The sequence below is a fragment of the Bacillus sp. 522_BSPC genome (assembly GCF_001076885.1).
Lineage (GTDB): Bacteria > Bacillota > Bacilli > Bacillales > Cytobacillaceae > Niallia > Niallia hominis.
In genome coordinates this window covers 1-26,115 of record NZ_JVDT01000043.1, presented here as the reverse complement: position 1 = coordinate 26,115, position 26,115 = coordinate 1, and the positions used below count along the sequence as shown (strand labels likewise).

Sequence of the window (26,115 nt, the reverse complement as noted above, 5' to 3'; positions counted from 1 at the left end):
TTCGTATTTATTGTTAGCTGAAATGTTTATGTCCCAGCCTCTTAATTAAAAGGCTATTTAGCAACCTTTGCTGAACTATCATTCACAGATTTTTTAAAGCCTCTCGTCGACTAAGTGGCTTTAAATCGTTGAAAGAAACGAAATCTCTCACAGCTACGGGATTCGTTTTTGCATATTCTCGCAGTACCCATCCTATTGCTTTCTGGACAAAAAATTCGTCACTATCAGCTCTAGAAAGAATATATTGAAACAAACGTTTTTCATCTGTTCTCTTCTTATAGTAAAGTTGATATAGCAATGCCGATCTTTGTAACCAAAAATTATCATCTACAATCCATTGATCTGCATATTGAGCTATTAGTTCTGGATAGATTGTGAACAGATTACCCATTATATGTGGAGAAAGCACATCCACCGTATCCCACCATGATTTTTTCACTAATAACGAACTTAACCATGGCATATCATCTGGGGTAAGCTCTTTTTTTACTTTTTCAAGAATATCAAGAGCTGCTTTTTGATACTCTCTTTCTGATCGTTCCCACAATATAAAAATAATACCTTTTAAGTTTTCTTTTGTTGGGACTCCATATTCACGAAAGAACTGTTTCGTCAGTTTTCGGCGTATTGGTGTTCGAATCCCTAAAAAGGCAAATTGGTTCCGCAAATAATTCTCCGACCATTCCGCATAATCCCTATCCATATGTTGTGTATATAGTTTAACAAGTTCCTCTACATAATTATTTGTTACGTCCATCACTTAGCACCTTATTTTGAATTTTTATATTTTAAGCTGTTCTTCTATTTCTTCTCCTCTTGCACCAAGGTATAGGACCTTTTTTTCTTGTATGAGCACACGATAGCTGACAATTCCTGCTTCAGCAATCTCTTGCAAGAAGGCTAAGAAAGGGAGCGAGATGTTAGCAATTGCCGCAAGTACCTTCTTTCTATTAAAATTATCTGAAACTACCAAGTTTACTTGGGAATCTGTTTTAAATTCCTTGTATACTCCTTTATAGGTGGCTTGCCCTGTTGAAACTTCGATTTCGTATTCATTAATTCCTCTTTGGGACAATTCATCTAAGAATAGAGCAAAATCTATTATACCGTTACTTCTTCTCTGAATAATTTCTTGGAACTCGTTTTCTGTTATTTTGTCATTCATACATAATACCTCCACTAATGATTGTATTTCCTTTCAATCTGTATCGTCATTTTAACCTTGAACATACTTCTTATTCTTGTAAAAATGGGACATTATCTTTATGAAGGGAAAAAAAATCACTCGGTATGGAGGCTGTATGCTTTCGAAATTCTTTTATAAAGTGTGATTGGTCAGTATATCCAGCTTCAAAAGCTATATCTACCAATTTATTTGTTGTATTCGCCAAGTCTAGAGCATATTGAAATTGGACAATTTGTGAGAATGCCTTAGGGGAAACGCCGAATCTCTCCGTAAATTTTCGTCCAAATTGCCTTCTGCTAAGAACTACATCTTGGGCTAATTCATTAATTCGCATGGTACCATGTGTTGCTATTATTTGATTGATTACCCATGAAATCCAAGGATCAGTATCCATTTCTTTGAACTCTTTCCATAACATTTCTTCTGCAAGCGCGTTCCGTCTTTTATATTATCTATTCATATAATATTTGATGTATCTTTTAATAGAAGTTTTTTAAAAAGTTCTATTATTTCCTATTGATTTATAATGGTAATATACCATTTAAAGAACTTTTTAAATAGGATCTCCGTCTCCTTTTTTCCATAACAATATATGACTACTTCCCTAACCAACAAACCGTTAAATCCCTAATCAAATGCGGCAACGTTTCAAACGAGTATGGCTTATAAACTCTCTCTGTCCACCGGTGAGCATCCATCCCATATACGCCAATATTAATAGCTGGAACATTCAGCTCCCTTATCTTATCAACCGGGACTGGGTAAATACTCTTCCATTCAGGAAAATTATGAATAAGGGATTCTATTTCTTCTTCTGTGTCATGAAGGGATAAATAGCTACTGTCTGATAGATAGGGGAAAAATCTTTTGATAGAAAATTGTTCGACTGAACCAGATTCCCATTTTCCTACCACTTCATCGATAACGCCTATTACGCGTTTATCCCGCTTACTTTCTCCTATTAAATAATGATGGGGACAATAAGGTGGAGCAAAAAAGATAATAATACAAGGAACTCCAGTAGAATCTTGCTGCCTTAGGGAATCTACTATTTGAAAACAAACCTCCCGTGGGTCTTCCTCTTTATAGGCAGCTTCCATTTGTTCCGCTATTCCCTCCACATCCACTCCTTGCTTTCGAAGCTTCTCGCAATACTCATCAAACGTATAAACTTCCATTTCCCATTTGGGCATTTCCTCAGGAAAATGATTACGTAAGGCATACAATTGATACTGCTTCTGATAATAAGTTTCCGTCGTTCTCGCTGCCTTATTCGCAATCCTTTTTAATTTCTCAACTACTACTTGTGGACTATCCTCTAATACCATTAAATTAAAATAAATATGACTCGTTACCGCTGTTTGCACATTATAAAAGTTTTTAGTATCCCGGTGATATAAAACAGACGGCGGTGTCATCAGCTCTCCTTCTACCTGTTCGATCAATTCCATATTATTATTGATAAGACGGTTTAATTCTGAGGTTACAAGCGTTGGATCTAACCCATCTAGCGTTCTTCCAACATGCGTTTCTCTCCCATATACGTAAAAGCAAGGAAGTAGCTTGCCAACTGCTCCCGTATAAATATATTTCTGCTCATCCCCTGGAAAAAGAGAAGTTATGTAATCAGTATTGATTGCTACAATATAATCCAGCTGTTCCTCTTTACGAAGTCGCAGTAGCTCATCAACAGCAGCAATTACTCCTGTATGCTGATTTTCTTCCACTGGATTGACCATAAAGATAATCTCTCCATCCCATTTATCACGATGCTCACTCAGATAAAGAATATTCGCTAGATGAACAGCAATCCCACTCTTCATATCAAGCGCTCCACGTCCAAACATCCAATCACCTGAATGCGCTTGTTCTTGAATCTCTTTATTTCCCTCCCAGCTTTTGAAAAATTCTAGCAAGCGCTCTGGCATATTTGCTAGTTCTTGAATTTTCCCATAATCATCTGTTCCTACTGTATCTAAATGAGCATGATAAATGACAGTCTTCTTGGATGCACCATTGCCTTTTATCCTTGCAAAAACATTCTTTCTGCCAATTCCATCATTAGGCAAAGGCTGTGTCCATATCATTTCAGGACAGTCTTTAAAATAAGGAAAACTATGAAGAATTTCCTCTATCTTATTGGCAATCTCAACCTCTCCCACTGTTCCATTAATACTTAGAATGTTTACGAGAGAAGTAGTCAGTAAGTTTACTTGATTGAATGTGGATAGGTTTTCTAGTTTTTTGAACATTTTATCTCACCCTTTTCATTCTGTTGTATTTCGAATCATACCGAATAAAGAGAATATTATCTTTTAATATGTTAAATAATCTTACGTATTTTCTCTCTATCATTAAATCCCTCTGTAAAAAAATAGCCGCCCCAACAAATCAGGACGGTTCTTTTGCTTCCTCAAGAGGATATTCTGTGCAATTTCTTTAAAAGTGATTCTTCCATCTTCTTGTAAAAAAGAGATAATTTTTAAATCAATATCATCGATTCCTTCCAATCTATCCACCAACCCTTGAGTATACTTTTGTCCACTACATAATAGTTTGATTTACTTATAACACGTTACATTTATCTTGTAAAATATATCTATCCTACTAGTGGCTATTATGTACCCAGATGATGAACTTTGCACTTCTTGTTTCCATATCAAAAAGCATCCTACTTATCAGCATTTTACTCTTAAATAAACAAATCATTTTATAATTTTCCGAATTTTATATTTAAAATCCGAATATTATACGCTATAATGATGACATTATACGACAAATATCCCCTTATAATTCCGGTAATATGGTCTGGAAGTCTCTACAGAGTGGCCGTAAATCACTCTACTATGGACGGAAAATTTCTTTTTTTCTAGAAACCGTTCTTTTTCTGCTGAACGGTTTTTTTCTATAGGAGGCAACAAGCGGGAAATAGAAAAGGAGAAGGAAAATGGAAGATATACTTAAAGACATACTTGCGGCATTAAGTGTTGTATTAAATGGATTGCCACAAGGATTACTGGCACTTTCCTTTGGCTTCGCATCTGTACCAACTGCATTAGCATTTTTTGTGGGGGCTGTTGGGAATAGCTTAACAAGTAATGTGGCTGTTATTTCCTTTCAAGCGGAAACAATCGCCGTTGCAGGAACAATGGGTAAAAATATGAGAGAACGGCTTTCTTCAATCTTTTTTGGTGCCCTTTTATTAGTTATTATTAGTATATTTGGATTGATGGAGCAAATCGTTGCCTGGATTGGTCCAGTTATTACAAATGGAATGATGGCAGGTGTTGGTTTCATGCTTGCAAAGGTTGCGTGGGATATGGCAAAAAATGATCGAATCATTGGCATAACTTCTTTTGCAAGTGCTTTACTGACCTATATTATTACAAAGGACTTAGTGTATACAATCACTATTTCTGTCATACTTTCTAGCATTGTCTATCATTTCACGAAAAAAGAGGGTGTCACTATCACAAAAAACATATTAGAAGATAAATTTAAGCTTCAAAAATTCATTGTGAATTCTTCGGTTATTCGTGGGGCATTAGCTCTTGTTTGTTTAAACATTGGGGCAAATATTGCCTTTGGTAAAATCAATGGAGAAATCGCTGGAGAAAGTGTAAATATTGATACTCTTACAATCATAAGTAGTTTAGCTGACATGGCTTCTTCCCTGTTTGGCGGAGGACCAGTCGAAGTAATTATTTCAGCCACAGCATCTGCCCCACATGCCGTTTGGGCAGGCGTTTTAACAATGGCAATAATGGCAGCTATCTTACTCTTTAAACTCTTACCAAAAATCGGAAAGTATGTACCTAGTTCTTCAATTGCCGGCTTTCTATTCGTTTTAGGAGCAATCGTGACATTACCAGGAAACGCGACTGCTGCACTAACTGGCACTGAAGCTGGTTCTCCTATCGTTGCTGCTGTAACCATAATTGTTACAGCTATCGCTGATCCATTTTTCGGACTATTAGCTGGAGTTGTTATGGAATTTCTACTAGGAATCTTTGGAGTTTAAAAGAATAGGAGGGTTTTATTAATTGGAAACTTATACACTAAGAGTCGCAGGAGTAAAAAGAGAATTACCTATAATCCCTATTTCTAAAGAATTAAAGATTGCAAGCTTTGTAATCTTAGGAGACACAGAAATAGTTGCTGCTTCTGCTCCTTTACTAGCAGAACATTTGAATGGAGTAGACTATTTAGTTACAGCAGAAGCAAAAGGAATCCCACTTGTATTTGAATTAGCTAAACAATTAGAAATGACTGAATACATCGTTGCCCGAAAAAATGTGAAACCATATATGAATGAACCACTAATCAATCAAGTAGTTTCCATTACGACTCAAAAGGAACAATTACTCTGTCTGGATGGTAAAGACGCAGCCAAAATTAAAGGAAAGCAGATTGCCCTAATTGATGACGTCATTAGTACAGGAGAATCTATGCGAGTACTCGAAGAACTTGTTAGCAAGGCAGGTGGAATCGTTGCTGCTAAGGCAGCGATTCTAGCAGAAGGAGCCGCAGCTGAAAGAGACGATATCATCTACTTAGAAAAACTACCAATTTTCAAGGGAAATTGAATTAAACAAAGGAAGCAGTAGAATCTTCTCTCTGCTTCCCACCATTTCTCTTACTCCATCGAAACCCAAACACTCTTCACTTCCGTATAGTTATTCAAAGCATAGGATCCCATTTCGCGGCCGATTCCGGATTGTTTGTAGCCACCGAATGGGGATGCTGCGTCGAATGTATTGTAGCAATTGACCCAAACAGTTCCGGCACGTAGCCTGCTAGCAATATAGTGGGCGTTTGCAATATCTCTCGTCCATACGCCTGCTGCTAATCCGTACTCACTATTGTTGGCCCGATTGATTAATTCATCTAAATCATCATAAGGCATAGCGGAAATAACTGGTCCGAAGATTTCCTCCTTGGCAATAATCATTTCATCGCGAACATCGGCGAATACTGTCGGAGAAACGAAGTAGCCTTCTTCTCGTGGATTAAAGCCACCTGCGACTAGCTGTGCCCCTTCCTTCAACCCTCTCTCAATATAGCCAAGAACACGCTGCTGCTGTTCAGCAGAAACGAGCGGTCCAATTTCTGTATCACCGTGGATACCCGCACCTTGCTTAATGTTTTTGGCCTGTGCAGCCATATCTGCAATGACATTATCAAAATGCTTCTTCTGGATGAACACCCGTGAGCCTGCACAACATACCTGTCCCTGGTTGAACATAACACCATTCAATGCTCCTGGAATTGCTTTTGTTAAATCCGCATCAGGAAGGATAATGTTCGGTGATTTCCCACCAAGCTCCAGTGTTACTCTCTTCAATGTTTTCGAAGCATTAGACATAATCATTTTTCCAACTTCTGTTGAACCTGTAAAAGCGATTTTATCAACTAACGGATGATCAACTAGTGGCTGCCCCGCTGTTTCTCCAAATCCAGGAACAATATTTACGACGCCATCTGGGAACCCAGCTTCCTGCATTAGTTCTGCTAAATAAAGAGCAGATAGTGGTGTTTGCTCAGCTGGCTTCAGCACAACCGTACATCCTGTGGCAAGTGCCGCTCCAAGCTTCCACATCGCCATAAGAAGTGGGAAATTCCACGGAATTATTTGCCCAACTACACCGACCGCCTCATGACGTGTATAGTTAAAGTATGGACCACTAACAGGGATTGTCTGTCCAACAATCTTTGTACTCCATCCAGCATAATAGCGCATATGCTCAATGGCTAAAGGAATATCGGCATTCGTCGTTTCACGGATTGGTTTTCCATTATCTAGCGTTTCTAATTGGGCAAGTTCTTCGCTATTTTCCTCCATCAAATCAGCCAATATGTACATAAGACGACTACGCTCAGAAGCACTCATTTTTGACCATGGTCCCTCATCAAACGCTTTTCGTGCAGCTTTCACTGCCAAATCAATATCTTCCACACCCGCTTCATAGACACTTGCTAAAACTTCTCCAGTCGCTGGATTATAACTATCGAACGTTTTTTGCGATTTACTCTCCACAAACTCCCCATTAATAAATAACTTTTTCTTACCACTCAGGAATTTTTCAACCTTTTCTTTTAAAACTACAGTCTGTTGGTTCATCGAATTCCTCCTTAAAAAGTAGATTTAACGGTCAAGTATCAATTTTAGAAAACGCTTACAAAAATAATATTAACACTGTGAAAATAGAGATACAACAAATATAAAGGGAAAAATTTCGAGAGAATTTGACATTACGACGGCAAGTGACATCTAGTGACATTAGTAGAGGGATAGTCCTTGAGTAATTAATCGACATACAAAAACTATCCCTAAGCTTTAATTAATAATAATAAGAAAATTTAGAAATATTTCCATGTACTAATCCTTCTCTCTCTCCATTCCCTTTCTACCATTTAAAAGAAAACTATATTCAAGTATTACTTTTCTGTCTTCCATTCCTTTTTTTACTTTCCATGTTTTCACTACTTGATTATCTAAGATGAATGCTGATACTTCAAAGTATATCTCTTCCCCGTTTTTAAATAAAATAGCGCTCTTATATTTCCTATTATTTCTTACTGGGTGTATTTGATCAATATGCTCGGTGAATATCCAGTGACAGTGAAATTGCTTAGGTGAGTGGGTTGGAAATGCATAGATATTTCTTGGGGGGTTAATTGGCATTGGCAGCTTTTTCTGCATTCCTAGTTTATATGTAATGGAGCGACGTCGTCCATTAAAATCAGATCCTCCGATTAAAAGGTTTTCTTTGATAATGTCAAAAGGAGTTTGTTTAACAAATACTATCCGATCTATTTCTTTTACAACTGCATAATAATCTACCGCTTCTGCTGGCATGATTAACATGGTACGATTGTTCACCATATATTTATTCACAATAATTTCCTCTCTCATCCTACACACTCCTTCTTTCACACCCTTTTATTCTAACTCCTCTAATTCCTTCGTTTCCTCTTTAATTAACACCGCATCAAGCTGTAAATCGAGTACCTCACAAATCCTATACAATGTACGAACTTTGGGTTCCTTTTGTCCCCTTTCAATTTGCCCCAAATGATTATGATCTAGGCCTGTCTCTTTTGCAAGTTCCATTTGAGTAAAATTCTTTTGCAACCTCCTTTTTTTCAAAAATTTATAATCAATGCAACTTTTTTCCCCTCTCTCTTTCAAATGCATCACCTCCTTTAGAACTATTATGACGGAGACTAGTTGCTTGCACTACTTCCTATAGGAATGATTTTGTTAACATTTTGTTACTTTTTTAGGAATCAACTGTAAATGGATAAACAAAAAAGGAAACAAAGAGAACGGTTCTCTGTGAGACCACTGACCTCACAAGAACCGTCCCTCTGTTTCCCTTAATAATAAAAGTATTTCGTTAGGTGGCAGTGGTTTACTATACAAGTAGCCCTGGAGCTGACTGCACCCTTTATCTTTTAGAAAGTTGAATTGTTCTTGCGTTTCTACACCTTCTGCTATCACATTTATACCTAATTCCGAAGCAAGAGTGATGATGGCTGAAACAATAGCTGTATCTACCTGACTAGTAGGAAGATGGCTAATAAATGATTGATCAATTTTAATGGTATCCGCCTGAAACTGTTTTAAGTACATGAAGGAGGCATATCCAGTTCCGAAGTCATCAATAGAAACCTTTATTCCCATGTTCCGCAATTTGGAGACCGCATCCCTAACCAGCGATTCATTGCTAGATAACACACTTTCTGTTATTTCTATTTCAAGATATTCTGAGGATATCTTAAATTCGTTTAGCTTTTTACTCACTAGTGTAGCAAAATCTTGTTTTAATAGCTGCTTAATTGATACATTTATGGCGATGGGAATCTTTATATTTAACTTTTCCCATTCCTTTATTTGATTACACGCTTTATTAAGTATCCACTCACCTAGCAGTAAAATAAAATCACTTTCTTCCGCTAGGGAAATAAAGGTGGCCGGATTGATCATTCCTTTCTCTGGATGAATCCATCTAATTAATGCTTCCACTCCAATAATAGTACCTGTTTCTGTATTAATTTTGGGCTGATAATAAAGAACAAACTGATTTTCTTTCAGTGCTTTTCTGAGATTGCTTTTTAATTGAAAAGCACTAAGGTCGTTTTTATTCATTTTTGGATCATACAGATTATAGGCGTTACCACCTATTTTTTTCACACCATACATAGCAATGTCGGCGTTTTTCATAAGCTCCTCAAACGTTTGACCATGTTCCCCACTAAGACTTATGCCGATGCTCCCATAGGTGGAAAATTCTTGACCATCGATAATAATCGGTTCTTCGATTGCTTTGAGAATTTTGTCCGCCAATTCAAGCAGCATGGTTTTATTCGTACAATTACTAATTAATATAACAAATTCGTCCCCGCCCATACGTGCAACAACATTCGTTTCTCCAATGGCCTCTTGAATTCGTTTCCCTACTTCTTGTAATAACTTATCCCCAGAAGAATGACCAAAAGTATCATTATGTGGTTTTAAGTTATCTAAATCTAAAAACATAACAGCAAGGTTGTTTGTTTCTTGTAAACGTTTCGGGAAGAGTTCTTTTAAATATCGCAAATTCGGTAGATTTGTTAAACTATCATAATTAGCTAAGTATTTAATCTCTTCTTCCCGGTAATGACGCTCCAATGCAATTCCTGTCAGATGACTAAAATCTTTAAAGATTTCAATATCAGAATCCTTTAGTGTTATTGATTCTTTATAATAAACAGAAAATGTTCCTAATAAAGAGCCCTTTGAAGAGAGAATGGGCAATGACCAGCAGGAATGCAGCCCCTCTACCAGAGCCATTTCTTTCCAATTGGACCAGGATGTCTCAGTTTGTATAGCAGATACAATTTTTATATCTTTCGCATATGCTGAATACCCATAAGATGCAAAATTTTCACCGACCGGAAACTTATCCATTTTTTCAGCAAATTCAGGGTCCAGCTTTGGACCATAGCCAAAACGCAACCAATTATGCTCATGTTCATAATACATAATCGAACAAATTCCTCTTGATAGTTCTTCTACACTTTCAGTAATATATTCGATTATTTGTTCCAACGGCTCTCCAACAGCAATTCTCGATAAAATTATCTTTTGTTTCTTTTGTAGTTTCTCTATGTTTTTCTTATCTGTGATATCTTGTGCTATTCCGTGTATACCAATAACTTGATCATTCAACTTCAATGGAATTGTAGTTAATTTAACATCCCTAATTCTTCCATCTTTTCGGATGATTTGAGACTCAAACCCTTGAATCATTCCACATAGTACTTTGTCAAAACGCTGCAAAACCTTCGGAAGTTTTTCAGGTACTATCAAATCCCGGAAATTTAAGTTCGTTAATTCCTCCCTTGTATACCCGCTGATTTCTTCTGCAACTTTAATAACATCTAAAAAATCCCCTTCCTTGTCCAACGTATAGACTCCGTCGGGATCATGTAAAAATAGAGATTTATACGTTTGTTCACTTTTTTCCAATTCTGTTATGTCTCGCCCAAATACTATCAAGTTTTGGCGATTTCCACCAGCATCAAATATCGGTACCTTAATTACTTCATATATTCTTTCCGAATTATTGAAAATAATAGACTCTTTTACTTCTATCTGTTTTCCTGTCTCCCAAGCCTCAAGATCACTTTTCACAAAAACAGGTACGTATACAGCAAAATGAGGATATAGTTTTCCTAATTCATCTTCCGTTTTACCTTGGTATTCCTCTATATTAAAAAGTTCTAAAGTTTTACTATTCGCTTCCATCCAGCGTCCATCTTTATCTTTTAAAACAATAATATCTGGACTCGCATTTATAAATGGTTCTAATTTCATAGATTTCTCCCTATTTTTACGGACATATGCCATTTATTATATAATTTTATCGAAATTTGTACTATATAGATTCTTGGACAATTTTGTAATAATAAATGGATTTATAGCCAAATAATGGTTTCATTCTATTTTCCGAGGTTACATCTCTTAAAAAAATCATTCCCCTCTTTCAGGGAACAATGTCCGCTTCAACTTCTCCTTCGCACCCTTCCGCCACCATTTTACAGCAGAAGGGGAGACTCTTTCTTTCTGCGCTATTTCCTTCACCGTCAGCTGATGTACAAAGGTGTCAACTACCCACGTTGTTTCCCCTTCAGATAATTCCTTGCAAAGTCCTTTTACGTAATCTTCTTCTTCCCGATACAAGATAGGACTTTCCATCACCTCCCAAAATTCTTCACTTGGATAAGCATTTCTTTCTGCCTCTCTTGTCCGACGCTTTAATTCATCCAGAAATCTTCCCCACATATGCCGATATAAATAATTGCTATACTTCCCCTTTTCTGGATTAAAGGTTTTCGTCGTTTCCCAAATGCTTATTAAGCCAATTTGAAAAAAATCTTGCTTATCTTTATAAATCGTCAGCTTTTTCATCATGTGGTTAATCATGGGCGTAAACTCTTCAACGAGTTGATCATATGTTTTTCCTTCCATTATCGTTTCCTTTTAGAAAAGCGCTTTTCTTTGTTATTCCTAGGTACTTTTACTTTATGGAAAAAAAGAAAGCTTTTCGATTAAAGAAAAAGAAGGCAACGATGCTAAAAATGGAATAAATTAGAAAAAATAGCATTTTACTTGAAGCGATAGTGGTTCCTACCTGATAAATAGTAATAATTTTCGAAGGGAGATATCACCTAAATCATACCTGCAACGAGATCAAAATATGCTATAATTCGAAGGGGAAAAGAAAGATAGAGGTGACATTCATGGCCATACATGTTGTATTATATCAGCCAGAAATTCCAGCTAATACTGCCAATATTGCACGTACTTGTGCAGGAACAGATACAGCCTTGCATTTAATTCGACCACTTGGCTTTTCAACCGATGAAAAGATGATCAAACAAGCAGGTCTTGATTTCTGGGAGACTGTAAACATCACATATTATGACTCATTAGATGACTTTTTTGTAAAAAATCAAGGTGAGTTTTACTATATTGAAACATTCGCTGAAGAAACCTATACATCTCATGATTTCAAGGATAAATCAAAGGATTATTATTTCATATTTGGAAAAGAAACAACGGGATTACCAAAAGATTTACTAGAAACACATAAAGACCATTTTTTAAGAATACCAATGACAGAACACATCCGTTCCCTAAACCTTTCTAATACAGCAGCTATATTGGTGTTTGAAGCATTGAGACAACAGGGATATCCGAATTTAAAATAAAAAATCTTCCTAGATGGAAGATTTTTTTGTTGGAATTTGTCTTTTTGATATGGACAATGTCTTTTTTTGGTGCCTGTCACCCTAAATTGGCTTCCAATTAAACGGTGGCAAACTTGTGCCTGTCATTTGGATGCTGCTTGGGAAGGCATCTGTTGAGCCACTTGCATCATTAGTGCCTGTTGTGATGTTTTGCTGACTTGTTTCTACCTGCTTCATAAGATTTTCAAATAGTGTTTGGATTTCTTCATCTGTTGCAGTAGTTTGATCATAATCAGAAAGTTGCTCTGTAATAGATGCACTCAAAGTATCTGTGTTATCAGTAGAATCGTTCTCTGAAAGTGTATTAATTAGATTAAAAATTAGTTCTTTCATCTGGTCCACTGATAGTTCTGTGCTTGTTTCCGATGACGAATCATCCATTTGTGCAGTTATGTTATTTATTGGTAGTGGAGGTGGCGTCATTTCCGCTTTGGAAGGCTTTGCTTCTTCCGGCGTTTCCGTTACAGCTGTGAATAGCTCGGAAATCTCCTCTTCTGAGCTGTCACTTGCCTGAAAGTCACTAAGAAGTTCGCCGACTGTGCTTAATGCTGTTTGCAGGCTTTCAGGAAGATAAGAACTCTCGCTAGAATCTGTTGACTCCAAACGTTTAAGCATCGTTTCTAAATAAGCTGTTTTCTGTTCCGTTGTTAAAGATGTTAGATCTGTTGTGCTACTACTGTAATTGCCACTACTAGTGAATTGGGTACTTGTTGCAAGCTGCATATAGTCTTTAAAAGTTGATTCACTATTACTGGATGTTTGCTGGGTACTCGGTATGCTTGTCAGGTTTGCCGTAGTCCAATTGCCATACAAATTGGAATAATTGCTGTTGATTGATACAGACATATAAAAAACTCCTTTCATAATGGGAGAGACTGATTGGCTAAAAGAGGCAATCAATCTCACTGTTAGCATAATGAAAGTTGCTTAAAAAAAACTTAATTTTTCTTTTGATATGGTGACTGATATGGTGACAGGCACCACAAAAAGACACTTTTTAATTTATGTCCATACCAGAAGGACAAAACCATGCACCAAAGGCACTATCATTCTTCCGACAGAAAAACTAGAAGCTAATTATACATTTTATCTTTTCAAAGTGCCCTGACACCATTATGTGAATACCATATAGAAACAGCTTAGAAGAAAATGTGGGCGTGGTATTATGAAGAACCAAGTCGAGATTGCTTCGGTATGGGTGCAAGCAATTGGTGCCATCCTTGCTGCTTTAGGAAACAGTGCATGGAATTTACTAAGTGAAGAAGAAATTAAAGACTTGGACTTAATAGGAAATGTTTTACAAACTTTTGGAAATGCCGTACAGGCAGATCAACAAGAAACGATAACATATGAAAAAATCGGAGCTGAGATACAAGCAATTGGGAATACGGTCGTAGCCAGTTCGTATATTTTATTAGAAGATGAGTTAGAAAGTAAGTTAATCATTAAAGGGAATTGGTTACAGGCATTTGGTGCAATCGTCGAAGCTGTGGATGAAGTATTCGATAACTCAGGCAAGGAACAAACATTAAATATCTTAGGAAATACCACACAGGCAGTCGGTAACTCCTTCCAAGCAATCGGCGAGAAGCATATCCTCTTTAACAATAACGATAAGGGGAAATTTTTAGTAATAAGTGGAAGCTGGATACAAGCAGTGGGAACGATACTAAATGCAATCGGCCAAACCGATGAGGAATTAACCGAAAATAACCATGTTAACCAAAATAAGAGTATGGAAGATGCCACTTCCTTTTATGAGCAAGAAAATCTTAAGCATCCGTGGAAAGCAAGGAGTAAATATTATTAGCGAAGTTCAAGGCTGCTGATAAACAAAAAAAGGGAAAGAAATCGAGAAAATGATTCCTTTCCCTTGTCCTTCTGAGAGAGACAGATGTGGTGTTTTGTCTTTTTATGGTGCCTGTCACCTATATTCATATTCATGTCACCTATATTCAGTCACCTATATTCGACACTCTTTACACCGCTTAGGATAAGATAACCCCTTCATCTTATAAAACTGCTGCTCTCCTAATGTAAAAGTAAACCGGTCTCCACATTCCCAGCATTTTAAAAGAATATCTTGCGGCTCCACACCTTTTAGTGCTTTTTTGATATATTCCTTTCTTTCCTTTGCAATCGAGCTATCAATCGGCTCATCACTGGTTAATGCATTTATCGTTGTGCGAATCTCTTCTTTTACTTTTTTATAATCCACTTTCTCCCATAATTCTAAATAAGGGATAAATGATTGATCCCCAGATTCTCTCACTTTCTCTAGTAGCAAGAGAATCATGCTTCTGTTTCGATCCTTTAAATAGCTCATATCTGGATCTTGCTTCCCTTGCTTGATCCATTCCTTCCACTCATTTAACAGCTCATCCGTATATTGATCAGATTCAAGGTCCCATCCTCGCTCTGTAAAAATAATCATCGGGAGTTTTCCAGAATACTGAATATCTAGAAAATCATAATCAATCATCCAATCAATTTTCTTCATAATCTCTTCTAGTTTCTCTTTTTTAAAATAACCATAAGCCGGACACATATCCAGCTCCAGTTGTAATACCTTCTTTTCCCGTGAGCCCTTTAAAATTTTCGCAAGAAGCGTTCTTCCTCCACTGTCAATGATCATATCCGCTGCTCTCAATATGGCTTTTATTTCTTCTTCAGATAATCGATTCGTCTTAGCATTTATCATACTGGTAAATCCTCCTCATCTACCCAACGATGATAGAAATCTCATTTTCTTTCCTATTTAATATTTATAACTACCCCTAACTACTTCCCACAACATTTCTTATACTTTTTCCCACTACCGCAAGGACATGGATCGTTCCTGCCAATTTTTTCACGAGTTTGAAAGCTAATAACTTCTCCTTTTTGACTCGATAAAGGCGGTGATGCCTGCTTATCACGTCCTGATAACTCTACTGGTGTATATCCTTTTAAATACCATTGTCTTGTATTATTCATAAAAACAACAATGATGTCCATTAGCCTTTTTACTTCTTCTAAGCTTTCGAGTGGTAATTCCAACTGTAAATATTGAAGAATCTGACTAGGGTGTTCGTTTAATTTCACATGTATGATACAGTCATCAATTATTGCCTTCGCTTCGTCCTTTGGAATCTGATACACCTCTGTAAATAGTTCCATAAGTTGAGAATACCCCTTTGGACGCTCCAAATAGTTCGTTTCACCAGCTTCAAGGAGCTGTTTCTTCGTAAAAGGATAATAGGCAATATTTTTTCTCAACGCTTGTTCTGCCAAAATCTCTGCAGGTTCTAGGACTTCCCAGTAAGAATAACCGTACTTGTCATAATGAACTTCTTGGTAATATTCCATTGCATCCAAAATAACACGATTAAACGCAGGAACGTTTGGATGGATCGGTATATATTTTTCCACCAACTCTATTAATTGGTTTGCAGGTATAGTTCCATAATAATAGACTAATCCGCGCGTTATCTTAATCCATTCTGTATTTCGCTTCACATCGGTAAGAATTGCACTATCTTGAACAATTTCTTCTAAAGAAGGCAATATTTCTACAGGAATCGTTACGAATGGGTTTCGATTATGATAGACAATAAACATGAAACCCGTCTTCGGGAAATACTCCATCTCCTCTATTTCTACATCCTCTTCACTTATTATTCCATTATTAGCAATAATCCTCTTTAGTAAAAAAATTCGTCGCTCATCATACTCACTAATTATCGTTCTAAGATAATTAGGAATTTCCTCCGCTAAATAGGAAATTAATTCTGCCTTTTTTAAAGAGCTTAAATTTTTGATTCCTAGTTTTTTACCAAACTCTCGAAGGTCTGCCACTTTATATACAGTTAGCCCTTCTTTTAATGTAGCCAATCCCTTAACTTTCTCTTTTTGATTCTTTCTTTTATCTATTTTCATTCCATACCCCTTTCATCCACATCGGTCCATATATGACTTCTTATAAATTTTCTACTATTTATATAATTTTCATTGTACCACTCCACTGTATCATTTATAACCTCTAACACATATACAACTGTCCTAAAAGCGGTTCTATCAAAACTCAGACTGGATATTGATCCGATTCTTTCCCTCTTGCATGTAAAAATTGGAGATATTGCTCGATTTGAGGCTCAGGAAAGTAAGCAAGAATCCGTTCAGAATTTACCAGACTTCCTTCCTTGGCCTCTATATAGTTAAAATAACTACTCCACGGATATTCTTCTAAGCTATCTACCATACCGGCTCGAATTGGATTCAGATGAATATACCGATTTACCTCTAATTCATACTGAGCAGAGGTAATCAACTCAGATCCAAAACGACTTTCAAACACATGTCCTGTAAAACTGTATTTCTTATTAACATAGATTGCGTAATTAAAATGGAGAATTCTTATAATATCACTTGGGGAATGTTGAAGGGTTTTTATTTGAAGATGAATGTGATTTGTCATCAAACAATAGGTTTGCAGAATAAAAGGCCTTTTTTCCATTGCTTCTGCCAACAATCGCAAATATTCATCTCGATCTTCCTTGTCCCAAAATAAAGAAGTTCGACGAATACCTCGACTCGTAATATGATAACTAGCACCAGGATACCAAATGCGCCTTTTTCTAGCCAACTAACTACCTCCTTTTTTATGAAATTTCATTACTACGATGAAGGATAAAATGGATAGATTTTGCCAAAGCAAAAGGGGAGGGTTATCAATGCTTCACTAAATAAATAGAAAGAATACGAAGATAGAAAGAACGAACATTAAATTACAACATTCTACCTAACAATCAAAATCCCTGCATTTCCCCACAAAAAAATAGGAAAGAACCAAAAAAATGATTCCTTTCCCATTGTCCTTCACAGAAAGACAAAATAATGCTTTTTGTCTTTTTATGGTGCCTGTCACTCTAACCTAACCCCCACCCCAAAATGATCAGACACAACCGGGGTCTTTCTTCCATCAAAAACCGTTTCATATGAGTCTACAGATAAATTAGCAGAAACGAAGATATAATCAATGCGAAGAAGATCACTATTGTTCTCCCAACCATCAATTTTCTTCTCAACTGTATGGCTGCCGTTTTTAACGGTGGCGTCCAGATAAGCATCCTTTAAAAGCGGATGCTTGGAAACAACGCTATAGCCTTGTTTCTCGATATGGGCAGGGTTATTAAAATCGCCCATCAACAAAATACAGCTACCTTTCTGCGCTTCCGTTTCCCATGCTTCTACTAGCTTGTTCCATTCATACAAGAAAGGATAGCTTTCTGTCTCATCCTGCCACCAAGATAGATGCAATCCGTACACAAAATAGTTTTTATCATTCGCTTGAAAACGAACTTCCAATGCTTTTCTTGTATGATAGTCAGTATAATCATCTTTGCGTGACAGCAATATCCCTCTTGTATTTGTTACTTTAAATCGAGTGAGAATGGCGATTCCTTCATCATATTGGTCGTAACCAATATGACTAGGAACCCAGCTCCAATAATATTCGAGCCCGCTTTTCTTCAGCTCCTGCTGGAGAAGAAAAGCAAAATTATCTTTTTTAATCACCGTATCTGGATTCGGGACTATGAAATAAGAATCTACCTCCGCTTCCTCTGCATCCATCGACTGATTTACCTCCTGCAAGGAAATTACATCATATGGATCAGCCAGCAATTGCTCCTTGATTGCCTCGAGTTTTTCCAAAGGTTTTTCTTCTATCCAGCTATGGGTATTTAACGTTAATAATTTCATTCCCCTTGCTCCAAATAATCATTAATGTCTGATTTCAGAATGTCCGCCTTTGGACCATAGATAGCCTGAACACCGCCATCCTTTTTAATTAAGCCCATTGCGCCAGCCGCTTTCCAGGACGATTCGTCGCCAACGTTATCTATCTCTTTTACAGATACACGCAATCTTGTCATACATGCATCCACATCTGTAATATTAGCTTTTCCACCTAATAATGCTACAATCTCTAAAACTTGGCTGTTAGTAGGTCCAGCATTCCCAGTCTCTGTATTGTTAGAATCTGCATCACTTTCATAATTACCATTACGACCTGGTGTTGAAAAATTAAATTTCTTAATCATGAAATTCGCAATGAAATAGCTCACTATAAAAAAGACAATACACACAATCACAAAGTTTAGAACATCGCCGCCCAAGCCAGCTTTAAAAGCAATTGGTAAGCGTGTGATTAGCTCTAGATTCCCAAAGGAATGCAAGCGTAAATCTACAATATCTGCAGAGGCAAAAGCTAATCCTTGTAAAATAGCATAAACAACATAAAGTAATGGTGCCGCAAACATAAACATGAATTCTAGAGGCTCTGTAACTCCTGTTAAGAATACAGCTATCGCTGCTGAAAAAATCATCGACTTATATTTTTTCTTTTTATCCATATCAACATTTCGGTATATCGCAACAGCCACACCCATTAAAATAGCAGTAGCACCAATCATTTGCCCTACTTTGAAACGTGCTGGAGTAACAGATGATAGCAGTTGATTATATGCAGCAGTGTCCCCTGCATTTTGTAGATTCACTAAATCACTTGCCCATGCTAACCAAAGTGGATCTTGTCCAAATACTTCTTTACCAGCCATCACACCAGACATAATCGTGTAGGTTCCACCCAATGATGTATAGTTGATTGGAATCGTTAACATATGATGTAGACCAAATGGAATGAGAAGGCGTTCTGCCGTACCATAGATAAAAGGCGCTAGGATTGGAGCGCTTTCACTTGAGGTAGCAATCCATAATCCAAATTGATTAATTCCTGTTTGGATAGTTGGCCAAATCACTGCAAGCAGTAAGGATACGATAACAGACCACAGAATAACTACAAACGGTACAAATCGTTTTCCATTAAAGAAAGCAAGTGCATCAGGCAGCTTTCTGAAATTATAATATTTATTATAGACAATTGCTCCGATAAACCCGGATATAATCCCCACGAAAACACCCATATTAAGTGCAGGCGCTTCCAATACACTTGTAAAATATCCATCTATTAAAATCTTCGTTCCAAATAAAGTATGCGTAAAAGCTCCCTCTTGGGAAAGCATATCATTTGTTACACCAAAGATAGATCCTGTAATTCTATTAATTAATAAGAAGGCAATCCCAGCAGCAAATGCTCCACCTGCTTTTTCCTTAGCCCATGAACCACCAATTGCTAATGCGAATAAAATATGTAAATTACCAATAATTCCCCAACCAATGTTCTCTACAACGCTTCCAATTGTAATAAAAACAGAAGCATCAATCATTGCAATTAACTTTCCTAAACTAATCATAATACCAGCTGCCGGCATAACAGCTACCACTACCATTAGTGCCTTTCCGAATTTTTGCCAAAATTCAAATGAAAACATCTTTTTCATTTTATTACCTCCCATTTCCAATTAAAACGTTTGCACTAAACTTATCTTTGATTATAGTAATATATCTACCATTTTACAAGAAAAAAAATCAAAATTTTAGTATTTAATGCAAAAATAACGCAAACGTTTGCATTTTAAAGAAAGAAGCAACGGAAATCGCTTCCTTCTCTCTTTAATTTATTTCCCACAACATTTCTTATACTTTTTTCCGCTTCCACATGGACAAGGATCATTTCTTCCTACCTTATTTTCTTTACGAATAGGCTCTTTATCACTTCTATTTTGGTTTAAATTTGCTTGATGTGCTAGCTCTCTTTGCAGCGCAGCCTTTTTCCAATCCCCTAATTCTGGATGGTCGAAACCTAAAATGGAATAATAACTGTAGGCAGTATGTTCCATATCAATAAAAGAGGAAAAGTATTCCTTCTTCATATATTTGCTTATTTCCGGAAGTCCATCTTCTGAAAATTGATGACAAAGAGCTTCTATTACTGTGTCTTGATTTTCCAAATCGTTGAATGTGGAATAAGCTTCTCTTAACACCTTAACTGCCAAATCTGTTTTAATATTTTCAACTATAGATGCGGCATAAATAACGGATTCAGACTTCTTCACATAAGGTTCTACAGCAGTCACCACTTTGTCAGATTGAAAGCTAATAAGGGCTGTGGAAACTTCTTCTAATAATGAGTCTTCTTCTCGTTCTAGCAAGCTTGCTAAAAGTGGAATATACTTTTCTATTTTTAGCAAACCAACCATATAGACATTTAGGATACCATTGAAAGAAAACCACTGGTTCTCTATTTCTTCAGCGAAAACCATATCTATTTCTTCTTCTGTAATCCAGCCTTTTTTCACTATACAATTCGCGATATATTTAGCTTGCTTAAATAGAAGATACGGGAATGTACTTGCTGTCTCCATAGCATTTATAACTTCTCCATATTTCTCATAAACTTCCTCTTCTTCTCCGCCTACTAATAGTTCAAATAAGGACCAATTATCTTCGGGAATAAACCCTTTTAAGGCCTCTTTATATTTCATCGCTAGTGCTGGTTCCACATTGTTTAATAATTTCAAAGCCAGATGAACCTTTGTTCGGTCCATTGTCGGTACCTTTTCCATCAAAATTTGTAATGCTTCTTCCGTTATTGGCTGATTTTCTATATGAATTAAAATAGAAGATAGCTTATCTTTATTTGAAAAAGCCTCCTGCAATAAATGAACCGTCCAATCAGCAGGAAGGGCAGGATAATCATTAATTGCGTATAAAATCGTTTCCTGGATTAATAAATCTGGACTGAGTAAGTGTGGTTGTATTTTTTCTAAAAAAGCCATTTATCTTGTTCCTTTCTAACACATAGTATAGAGATTGCTGCTTTTCCTTAATAAAAAGATCAATCAGATGTAACTTCAGAGGATGTACACACCTTCCCTAAAGTAAATCTATCACCCTACGTTCTCCCAAAAACCGACTTAAAAGTCCTATCCGCAAAAACCTTATTAGGATTCCCCATGTCATATACCATCGTCCAATACAGAGCAATTTGAGCGGTACTCCATAATGGCTGATCACGGAGGACTTCTGCAACCTTGATATGGTCATGGTGGATGAATTCTATCTTGGATAATTCGTTAATGCCATGAATGCCGGATGACTTTAATTCGATAATTTGGCTGGAGGTAAGTTCTGTTTTTACCGTGCCTATGATGTTCCATTGGTAGTATTCTAAATCTACACCAAATCCGAGGAGATGGATTTGATCTGGACTAGCTACAATCCCTAATTCTTGCTTTAATCCCCTAATAGCTACTTTGTAGAGATCGATGGTTTTACGGGAATTTTGCTCTCCGTTGGAATTTTCTACTGCATCTTGATATGGATCAATTGCTTCTACTACACTAACATCCAATTCATTTGGACGAATGCCTGTATCTGCTCTTCTTCTTGTAAGAACAATTTTTTCGTCTGCGGTTACGACTGTTAAGACGATTCCAATCCCTTGGGACAAGACATCGGAAGGCACATGTAAATCCTGTATGGCTTGATCGATATATTTTTCTCTAATCGTTTCTCCACTGCTTAATTGGTAATTGTCTAGGCTTGCCACCGTTGCTTGAAAGTTATAATAATCAGATCTTTTGAAATGTAAAACTGGATATGGTTTTTCAATAATATCCGTGTTTGTTTGAAAAGCATTGGTTAAGGCTACCTGATATGTATTGTACATATGCTTTAGGCCTTGCTCTTTTTTCATTTGTTCTCTTGCTTCAATCTTGTCTCGCAGCTCTTTCAATTCTTGAGGCAATTCGAAATACTCATCATCATACCTTGTCTGGATATAATTTCGATCATAAGCAAATTCTCCAGAACCACCGCTAACGACAAAATTTGTTTTTCGGCCTGCTATCCAAAGTACCCCATCGTCTTGTTGAATGGTTTGATACCTTTTGGACTTCCCCTTTATTTTCCTTTGTAGCCATTTACTAATTCTAGTTTTAAAATGAGTGTAAGTATCCCCCAACAGCTGATCTAACAGCCACTCGACAACCTTAAACAATACTTTCCCCACTGCAACGATTAAATCACTCATGTCCTCATTCCTATCTAACTATTTTACTAATAATATTCCTTACTTTAGTTAGATTAACAAAAATTACTTTAAAATGAAATACGAGTTAGTGAAAAGGAACACTAAACGAAGTATATTTATATAAAAAATCAGAAAATTACATAAATACCCATTGTACTTGGTTTTCAATTCCTATTTTTTATAGATAATAGGAGAAAAGGAGGGTTAATATTGTTAGTGAGAAAATAGAGCTAGTACTTTCACCTTTTTTCTATAATTTCATATAGGATTAATTGCTCACCATTACACATACTTTATCTCTGCTAATGAAATTCCTCCATCCCCACCTAAGATAACGGGACACGCCTCCCTACTCCATGAAAAAATCCACTTAAAAAGGAGTATCCAAAATGAAAGAAATTCTTACTACGTACAATGTGAATGAAGAAACAAATGCACTAACACCTGCTTTTCAGCTAGACTATCAGACTATCGTACTGGAGGGAAAGCGAGAATTATTTGTGAAACAAACGCCATTGGAATTAATTAAGCTAGCGGCAAAGCGAGGGGGCGCTGAGTATAATGGCAGGAGGACTTCAATGACTTATTTGACAGGCATTCATAAGAAAATTCCGATTCCCATTAATCCACAAAAAAACATCTATGCATTTCCAACTACCTCCCCAAACCAAGCTCATTGCAGTTGGATATTCTTCCATCATGTCGACGAAATTAAACCAACTAAAGGCAACTATCGTTCTATTATCCAATTTAAAAATGGCAGAGAAATAAAGATGAATGAATCCTTACATATATTAGAAAAGCAAATGTATCGAACTTGGTTATGCAAGAAGGCACTTAATGAGTAGATTGTCTTGTAAGGAATACAATTATTTATTCAGAAAACATTTTATTTGAAAATTTTCTTGTTGAATATGTAAAAATATAGAAAAACACACATTATCCTTTATGGTCATTACTTTTTTCTCTTTAGATAATGAGGAAAAAAGAGGGATAACCGTGTCTAATGAGCTTTATAAAAGCAAAACTTACATGACCGTATTAGGTAGACATATTCGAAATAGAAGAAAAATACGTGATGTAAGCATACAGAAACTTGCAGAAGATACAGGCTTTAGTATCAACCATGTCAACAATGTCGAGCTTGGCCATTCCCATCCAGCCACAGGACTATTTCATGCCATTTGTGATGTATTGCAGATTGATGCAACATCGTTTCTTATGGAAGTGAGGGACGAGGTGGACATGTTGTTTCAGGAAGAGGAAGAACAATAAGCAGTAACCTTATGTAGGTAAATGAAATATCATACGAATAGCTAATAGAGGCTTTTTCTTCTAGGGGCGTTACCATTGCCCCTAGAAGTTTGCAATAAGCTAACTTTCTTCCCTTTGCTTCTTCTATTGATGGCTACTCTGAGGATAGTATTTTACTAGTTTGACTATTCTTGCAGTGGGTTACAGCCGCGAAATATTCCTGTGAAACAAGATTATTCAGCTCATCCCTATAATCAAAAATTCAGAGCGTCTCATCTAACTTTTGAATCTTTGAGCGGGAAATTAAATAGACATTGCCTAAAATGTCGACTTTATCGTCCTTTACACGTACGGCGCAATCTTTGTTCGATGCGTAAATATTCATTTCTTCCGATAAGTGAGATAGTTCGTCTTGAACCAATGGAAGATTATTTTCAAGATCAAAATGAGACAGGACGGAAAAATCGTCCAGACCGATTCCTTCGTAAACAGAACTGGTTTCAATGTTATAGCCAAAGCTTTTCGAGCATAACCACTTAGCAGACATGTTAATTGCACCAGCGCTCGCTCCCATCACAACGGCTCTGCTTTTTTTAATAGCAACAGACAATTCATAATCCCTTAAAAACTCATTTTGTTTAATCGTATCTCCGCCCAATAAGAAAATAACGGAGGCATTTTGAATGATGCTATTGGCCTCTTCCTTCTGTACTCGATAATTTATTAAATGATATTCATCAAACATAATGCCAGCCTGGTCAAACCACGAACGCTCCGTAGCACCATCCATTTCATAAAAAAATGGATCTGAGCTAATCATCACAAGTGATTTTCTATCGGTTATATCCTCCTGTAATACCCTGCTCAACTTCGCTGGGAAAAAATTATTAAACCAGCCTAAATAATAATGAATTTTCATAAGTTCCCCCGTAGTAAAGTGTGAATGATATCCATATTCTGTGTTATTGTAACCAACATAAACTCCGTGAGCTTTTTCTTATTTTCTAATATTCAAAAGCAAAACAGCCAACCAGCCTAGCAATAGTTCAGTCGCTATTTTTTGTGCGTTAAATTTTATTGGGATAGACATTCAAAATCAAACTAATGATTTTAATAAATGACACTATAAGAAAACCGTCTTCCATCTTCTATAATTAAAAAAATCCCAATTTTATAATCAGGATTTTTTTAAACTTAGACAGGAAAAGTCTAAAATTCTCGTGAAACATGATATGCGAGGAGTTGCTGAAACCATCCCTTTATTAGTAGTTTCCTAATCCTGAAACAGGGGTTTGGATAATTACAGGATTTTTTCCTGGATCTAGCCATTTTAAGATGCTTATTACGTTTGCTTGAGATGTACCGGTGCAACCGAGAGTGTAACTACTGCTAACATGGAAGAAAATCGCACTCCCTTTATTTGGAGTTCGTGCTGTATTGTAATTAATCACAAATCCGTAATTGTAAGCTGCAATATTCATGTTTTCGGCACTGTTCCACTGGTCTTGGGTTTTGCTTTTTGATTGCCAAGTGTTGTATAGCTCTGAGTTAGGATCATCTATCCAGACATCATCACTCGTAATTTTCCGATAAGGTAATTTAGTACCAGGGTTATCATAACGCCCGAATGCTGTCCCAATTGTATATTTTCCGATTGGAGCCTTCTTCCCGCCTTCACTCATAGCGGAAGGAGTAGCGAATCCTTTTTTACCAATATAGCCTGCAATGTTAAGTAACTGGGTCCATTTTCCCTTTGAATCCTTTTCAAATGTACGAATGGTTGCGGAACTTGTACTCGATCCATTTGTTGTAACGAGAATTAGTTGTTGGTTTGCATCAATCGTTTTCAGTTGATCCGCTACGTTACCACTAGATGCAGGCGTGCTTTGAGTAGGTGTAGTGGGCTTTTTAGAATCAGAAGTTGAAGTTTCTTTAGGAGAAGTACTTTCTGTAACGACTGGTTTTTTGGTAGATAGATATTTACTAGAAACCCATCCTGTTTTATTATTCACCTTTACTTTACTCCATCCATTAGAACTTGTTTCGATTACTGTAGTTTGAATTCTTTAATAGATAATCTTTCCTCTATCCTTGATTACATTTTAACAACTATGATTTTTCCTATTATATCTTATAAAGACAAGGATGCAGTAAAACCATCCCTTCAATTCTCTTCATAATAAATAATAAGAACTAATACAAATTTCATAAATATCCAACAATACAATCCATTAACTGGATATACCATCCATTATAATACTGTTTATGGAATAAACCTATGATAATTCAATCGTTTTTCTTCCAAGTAATTATATGGGACAAGGAATCCGGCATCTTGTCCCATATAAAAAAGAAGGTGGGACAAAACTAAATAACTAATCTTTAAAGACGAACAATCTTT

At 36.5% G+C, this 26,115-nt stretch carries 26 protein-coding genes and 1 riboswitch; of the genes, 6 read left to right on the top strand and 20 right to left on the bottom strand.

Annotated elements, in window-relative coordinates; all coding sequences use genetic code 11:
* Positions 1-82: 82 nt before the first annotated feature.
* The 5 genes from ADJ83_RS03875 to ADJ83_RS26795 all read right to left on the bottom strand — a co-directional run bounded on the left by ADJ83_RS03875 (position 83) and on the right by ADJ83_RS26795 (position 3,705).
* Positions 83-757 carry a DNA alkylation repair protein gene (locus tag ADJ83_RS03875; RefSeq protein WP_048717002.1) on the bottom strand — a complete coding sequence of 225 codons (675 nt, stop codon included), beginning with the start codon at positions 755-757 and terminating at the stop codon, positions 83-85.
* A 24-nt stretch (positions 758-781) separates the two neighbouring features.
* Positions 782-1,165 carry a DUF1398 family protein gene (locus tag ADJ83_RS03870; protein WP_048717000.1) on the bottom strand — a complete coding sequence of 128 codons (384 nt, stop codon included), beginning with the start codon at positions 1,163-1,165 and terminating at the stop codon, positions 782-784.
* Between the two features lie 70 nt (positions 1,166-1,235).
* Complete coding sequence (locus tag ADJ83_RS03865) at positions 1,236-1,580, bottom strand: helix-turn-helix domain-containing protein (RefSeq protein WP_048716998.1); 345 nt, start codon at positions 1,578-1,580, stop codon at positions 1,236-1,238.
* A 202-nt stretch (positions 1,581-1,782) separates the two neighbouring features.
* Positions 1,783-3,438 (bottom strand): M20/M25/M40 family metallo-hydrolase, encoded by a 1,656-nt coding sequence (locus tag ADJ83_RS03860; protein ID WP_048716996.1) that lies wholly within the window; start codon positions 3,436-3,438, stop codon positions 1,783-1,785.
* 102 nt (positions 3,439-3,540) lie between these two features.
* The gene (locus ADJ83_RS26795) at positions 3,541-3,705 is read right to left on the bottom strand and encodes an AsnC family transcriptional regulator (protein WP_162298435.1); all 165 of its coding nucleotides are present in this window, start codon (positions 3,703-3,705) and stop codon (positions 3,541-3,543) included.
* A gap of 246 nt (positions 3,706-3,951) precedes the next feature.
* A riboswitch (purine riboswitch) is annotated at positions 3,952-4,053 on the top strand.
* A gap of 80 nt (positions 4,054-4,133) precedes the next feature.
* On the opposite strand from ADJ83_RS26795, the gene ADJ83_RS03855 reads away from it, so the two are divergent.
* Positions 4,134-5,207 (top strand): guanine permease, encoded by a 1,074-nt coding sequence (locus ADJ83_RS03855; protein ID WP_048716994.1) that lies wholly within the window; start codon positions 4,134-4,136, stop codon positions 5,205-5,207.
* A gap of 22 nt (positions 5,208-5,229) precedes the next feature.
* Entirely contained in the window at positions 5,230-5,772 is a 543-nt protein-coding gene (locus ADJ83_RS03850; RefSeq protein WP_031538614.1) for a phosphoribosyltransferase family protein, read from the top strand.
* Between the two features lie 50 nt (positions 5,773-5,822).
* Here ADJ83_RS03850 and ADJ83_RS03845 read toward each other — a convergent pair whose 3' ends face one another.
* The 5 genes from ADJ83_RS03845 to ADJ83_RS03825 all read right to left on the bottom strand — a co-directional run bounded on the left by ADJ83_RS03845 (position 5,823) and on the right by ADJ83_RS03825 (position 11,702).
* Positions 5,823-7,307: an aldehyde dehydrogenase family protein gene (locus ADJ83_RS03845; RefSeq protein WP_048716992.1), complete on the bottom strand. Its 1,485-nt coding sequence runs from the start codon at positions 7,305-7,307 to the stop codon at positions 5,823-5,825.
* 258 nt (positions 7,308-7,565) lie between these two features.
* Positions 7,566-8,102, bottom strand: coding sequence for a competence protein ComK (locus ADJ83_RS03840; protein WP_048716991.1), 537 nt, complete (start codon positions 8,100-8,102; stop codon positions 7,566-7,568).
* 27 nt (positions 8,103-8,129) lie between these two features.
* Positions 8,130-8,384 carry a helix-turn-helix domain-containing protein gene (locus ADJ83_RS03835; RefSeq protein WP_081836676.1) on the bottom strand — a complete coding sequence of 85 codons (255 nt, stop codon included), beginning with the start codon at positions 8,382-8,384 and terminating at the stop codon, positions 8,130-8,132.
* 156 nt (positions 8,385-8,540) lie between these two features.
* Positions 8,541-11,048: a bifunctional diguanylate cyclase/phosphodiesterase gene (locus tag ADJ83_RS03830; protein WP_048716986.1), complete on the bottom strand. Its 2,508-nt coding sequence runs from the start codon at positions 11,046-11,048 to the stop codon at positions 8,541-8,543.
* A gap of 156 nt (positions 11,049-11,204) precedes the next feature.
* Complete coding sequence (locus ADJ83_RS03825; RefSeq protein WP_031538607.1) at positions 11,205-11,702, bottom strand: sigma-70 family RNA polymerase sigma factor; 498 nt, start codon at positions 11,700-11,702, stop codon at positions 11,205-11,207.
* A 272-nt stretch (positions 11,703-11,974) separates the two neighbouring features.
* Between ADJ83_RS03825 and ADJ83_RS03820 the strand changes: the two genes are divergently transcribed.
* Positions 11,975-12,445 carry a tRNA (cytidine(34)-2'-O)-methyltransferase gene (locus ADJ83_RS03820; protein WP_048716985.1) on the top strand — a complete coding sequence of 157 codons (471 nt, stop codon included), beginning with the start codon at positions 11,975-11,977 and terminating at the stop codon, positions 12,443-12,445.
* Positions 12,446-12,526: 81 nt separating this feature from the next.
* On the opposite strand, the gene ADJ83_RS03815 is transcribed toward ADJ83_RS03820, so the two are convergent.
* Entirely contained in the window at positions 12,527-13,330 is an 804-nt protein-coding gene (locus tag ADJ83_RS03815) for a hypothetical protein (RefSeq protein ID WP_048716984.1), read from the bottom strand.
* A gap of 319 nt (positions 13,331-13,649) precedes the next feature.
* Between ADJ83_RS03815 and ADJ83_RS03810 the strand changes: the two genes are divergently transcribed.
* On the top strand, positions 13,650-14,294 hold the full coding sequence (locus ADJ83_RS03810; RefSeq protein WP_048716983.1) for a DUF6944 family repetitive protein: 645 nt from the start codon (positions 13,650-13,652) through the stop codon (positions 14,292-14,294).
* A 153-nt stretch (positions 14,295-14,447) separates the two neighbouring features.
* Here the strand turns inward: ADJ83_RS03810 and ADJ83_RS03805 are convergent, their stop codons facing one another.
* From ADJ83_RS03805 to ADJ83_RS03775, 7 genes are all read right to left on the bottom strand, one after another.
* A complete protein-coding gene (locus ADJ83_RS03805; protein ID WP_048716981.1) occupies positions 14,448-15,185 on the bottom strand; it encodes an RQC-minor-1 family DNA-binding protein in 738 nt (245 codons plus the stop codon).
* A gap of 80 nt (positions 15,186-15,265) precedes the next feature.
* Positions 15,266-16,402, bottom strand: a complete 1,137-nt coding sequence (locus ADJ83_RS03800) for an SEC-C metal-binding domain-containing protein (RefSeq protein ID WP_048716979.1) — start codon at positions 16,400-16,402, stop codon at positions 15,266-15,268.
* A gap of 145 nt (positions 16,403-16,547) precedes the next feature.
* Complete coding sequence (locus ADJ83_RS03795; protein WP_048716978.1) at positions 16,548-17,108, bottom strand: transposase; 561 nt, start codon at positions 17,106-17,108, stop codon at positions 16,548-16,550.
* A gap of 278 nt (positions 17,109-17,386) precedes the next feature.
* Positions 17,387-18,226, bottom strand: coding sequence for an endonuclease/exonuclease/phosphatase family protein (locus tag ADJ83_RS03790; protein WP_031538595.1), 840 nt, complete (start codon positions 18,224-18,226; stop codon positions 17,387-17,389).
* The gene (locus ADJ83_RS03785) at positions 18,223-19,866 is read right to left on the bottom strand and encodes a PTS transporter subunit IIBC (RefSeq protein WP_197030895.1); all 1,644 of its coding nucleotides are present in this window, start codon (positions 19,864-19,866) and stop codon (positions 18,223-18,225) included. The genes ADJ83_RS03790 and ADJ83_RS03785 overlap by 4 nt, the downstream gene beginning before the upstream one ends.
* 177 nt (positions 19,867-20,043) lie before the next feature.
* Positions 20,044-21,204, bottom strand: a complete 1,161-nt coding sequence (locus ADJ83_RS26445; protein WP_048716977.1) for an SEC-C metal-binding domain-containing protein — start codon at positions 21,202-21,204, stop codon at positions 20,044-20,046.
* 116 nt (positions 21,205-21,320) lie between these two features.
* A complete protein-coding gene (locus tag ADJ83_RS03775) occupies positions 21,321-22,460 on the bottom strand; it encodes a hypothetical protein (RefSeq protein WP_048716973.1) in 1,140 nt (379 codons plus the stop codon).
* Positions 22,461-22,849: 389 nt separating this feature from the next.
* On the opposite strand from ADJ83_RS03775, the gene ADJ83_RS03770 reads away from it, so the two are divergent.
* Both ADJ83_RS03770 and ADJ83_RS03765 read left to right on the top strand, forming a co-directional pair.
* Positions 22,850-23,308, top strand: a complete 459-nt coding sequence (locus ADJ83_RS03770; RefSeq protein WP_031538587.1) for a competence protein ComK — start codon at positions 22,850-22,852, stop codon at positions 23,306-23,308.
* A 151-nt stretch (positions 23,309-23,459) separates the two neighbouring features.
* A complete protein-coding gene (locus ADJ83_RS03765; protein ID WP_031538585.1) occupies positions 23,460-23,735 on the top strand; it encodes a helix-turn-helix domain-containing protein in 276 nt (91 codons plus the stop codon).
* A 241-nt stretch (positions 23,736-23,976) separates the two neighbouring features.
* Here the strand turns inward: ADJ83_RS03765 and ADJ83_RS03760 are convergent, their stop codons facing one another.
* Positions 23,977-24,633, bottom strand: a complete 657-nt coding sequence (locus ADJ83_RS03760; protein ID WP_048716968.1) for a Type 1 glutamine amidotransferase-like domain-containing protein — start codon at positions 24,631-24,633, stop codon at positions 23,977-23,979.
* A gap of 343 nt (positions 24,634-24,976) precedes the next feature.
* Positions 24,977-25,726 carry a L,D-transpeptidase family protein gene (locus ADJ83_RS03755; protein WP_065429048.1) on the bottom strand — a complete coding sequence of 250 codons (750 nt, stop codon included), beginning with the start codon at positions 25,724-25,726 and terminating at the stop codon, positions 24,977-24,979.
* Between the last annotated feature and the right edge of the window lie 389 nt (positions 25,727-26,115).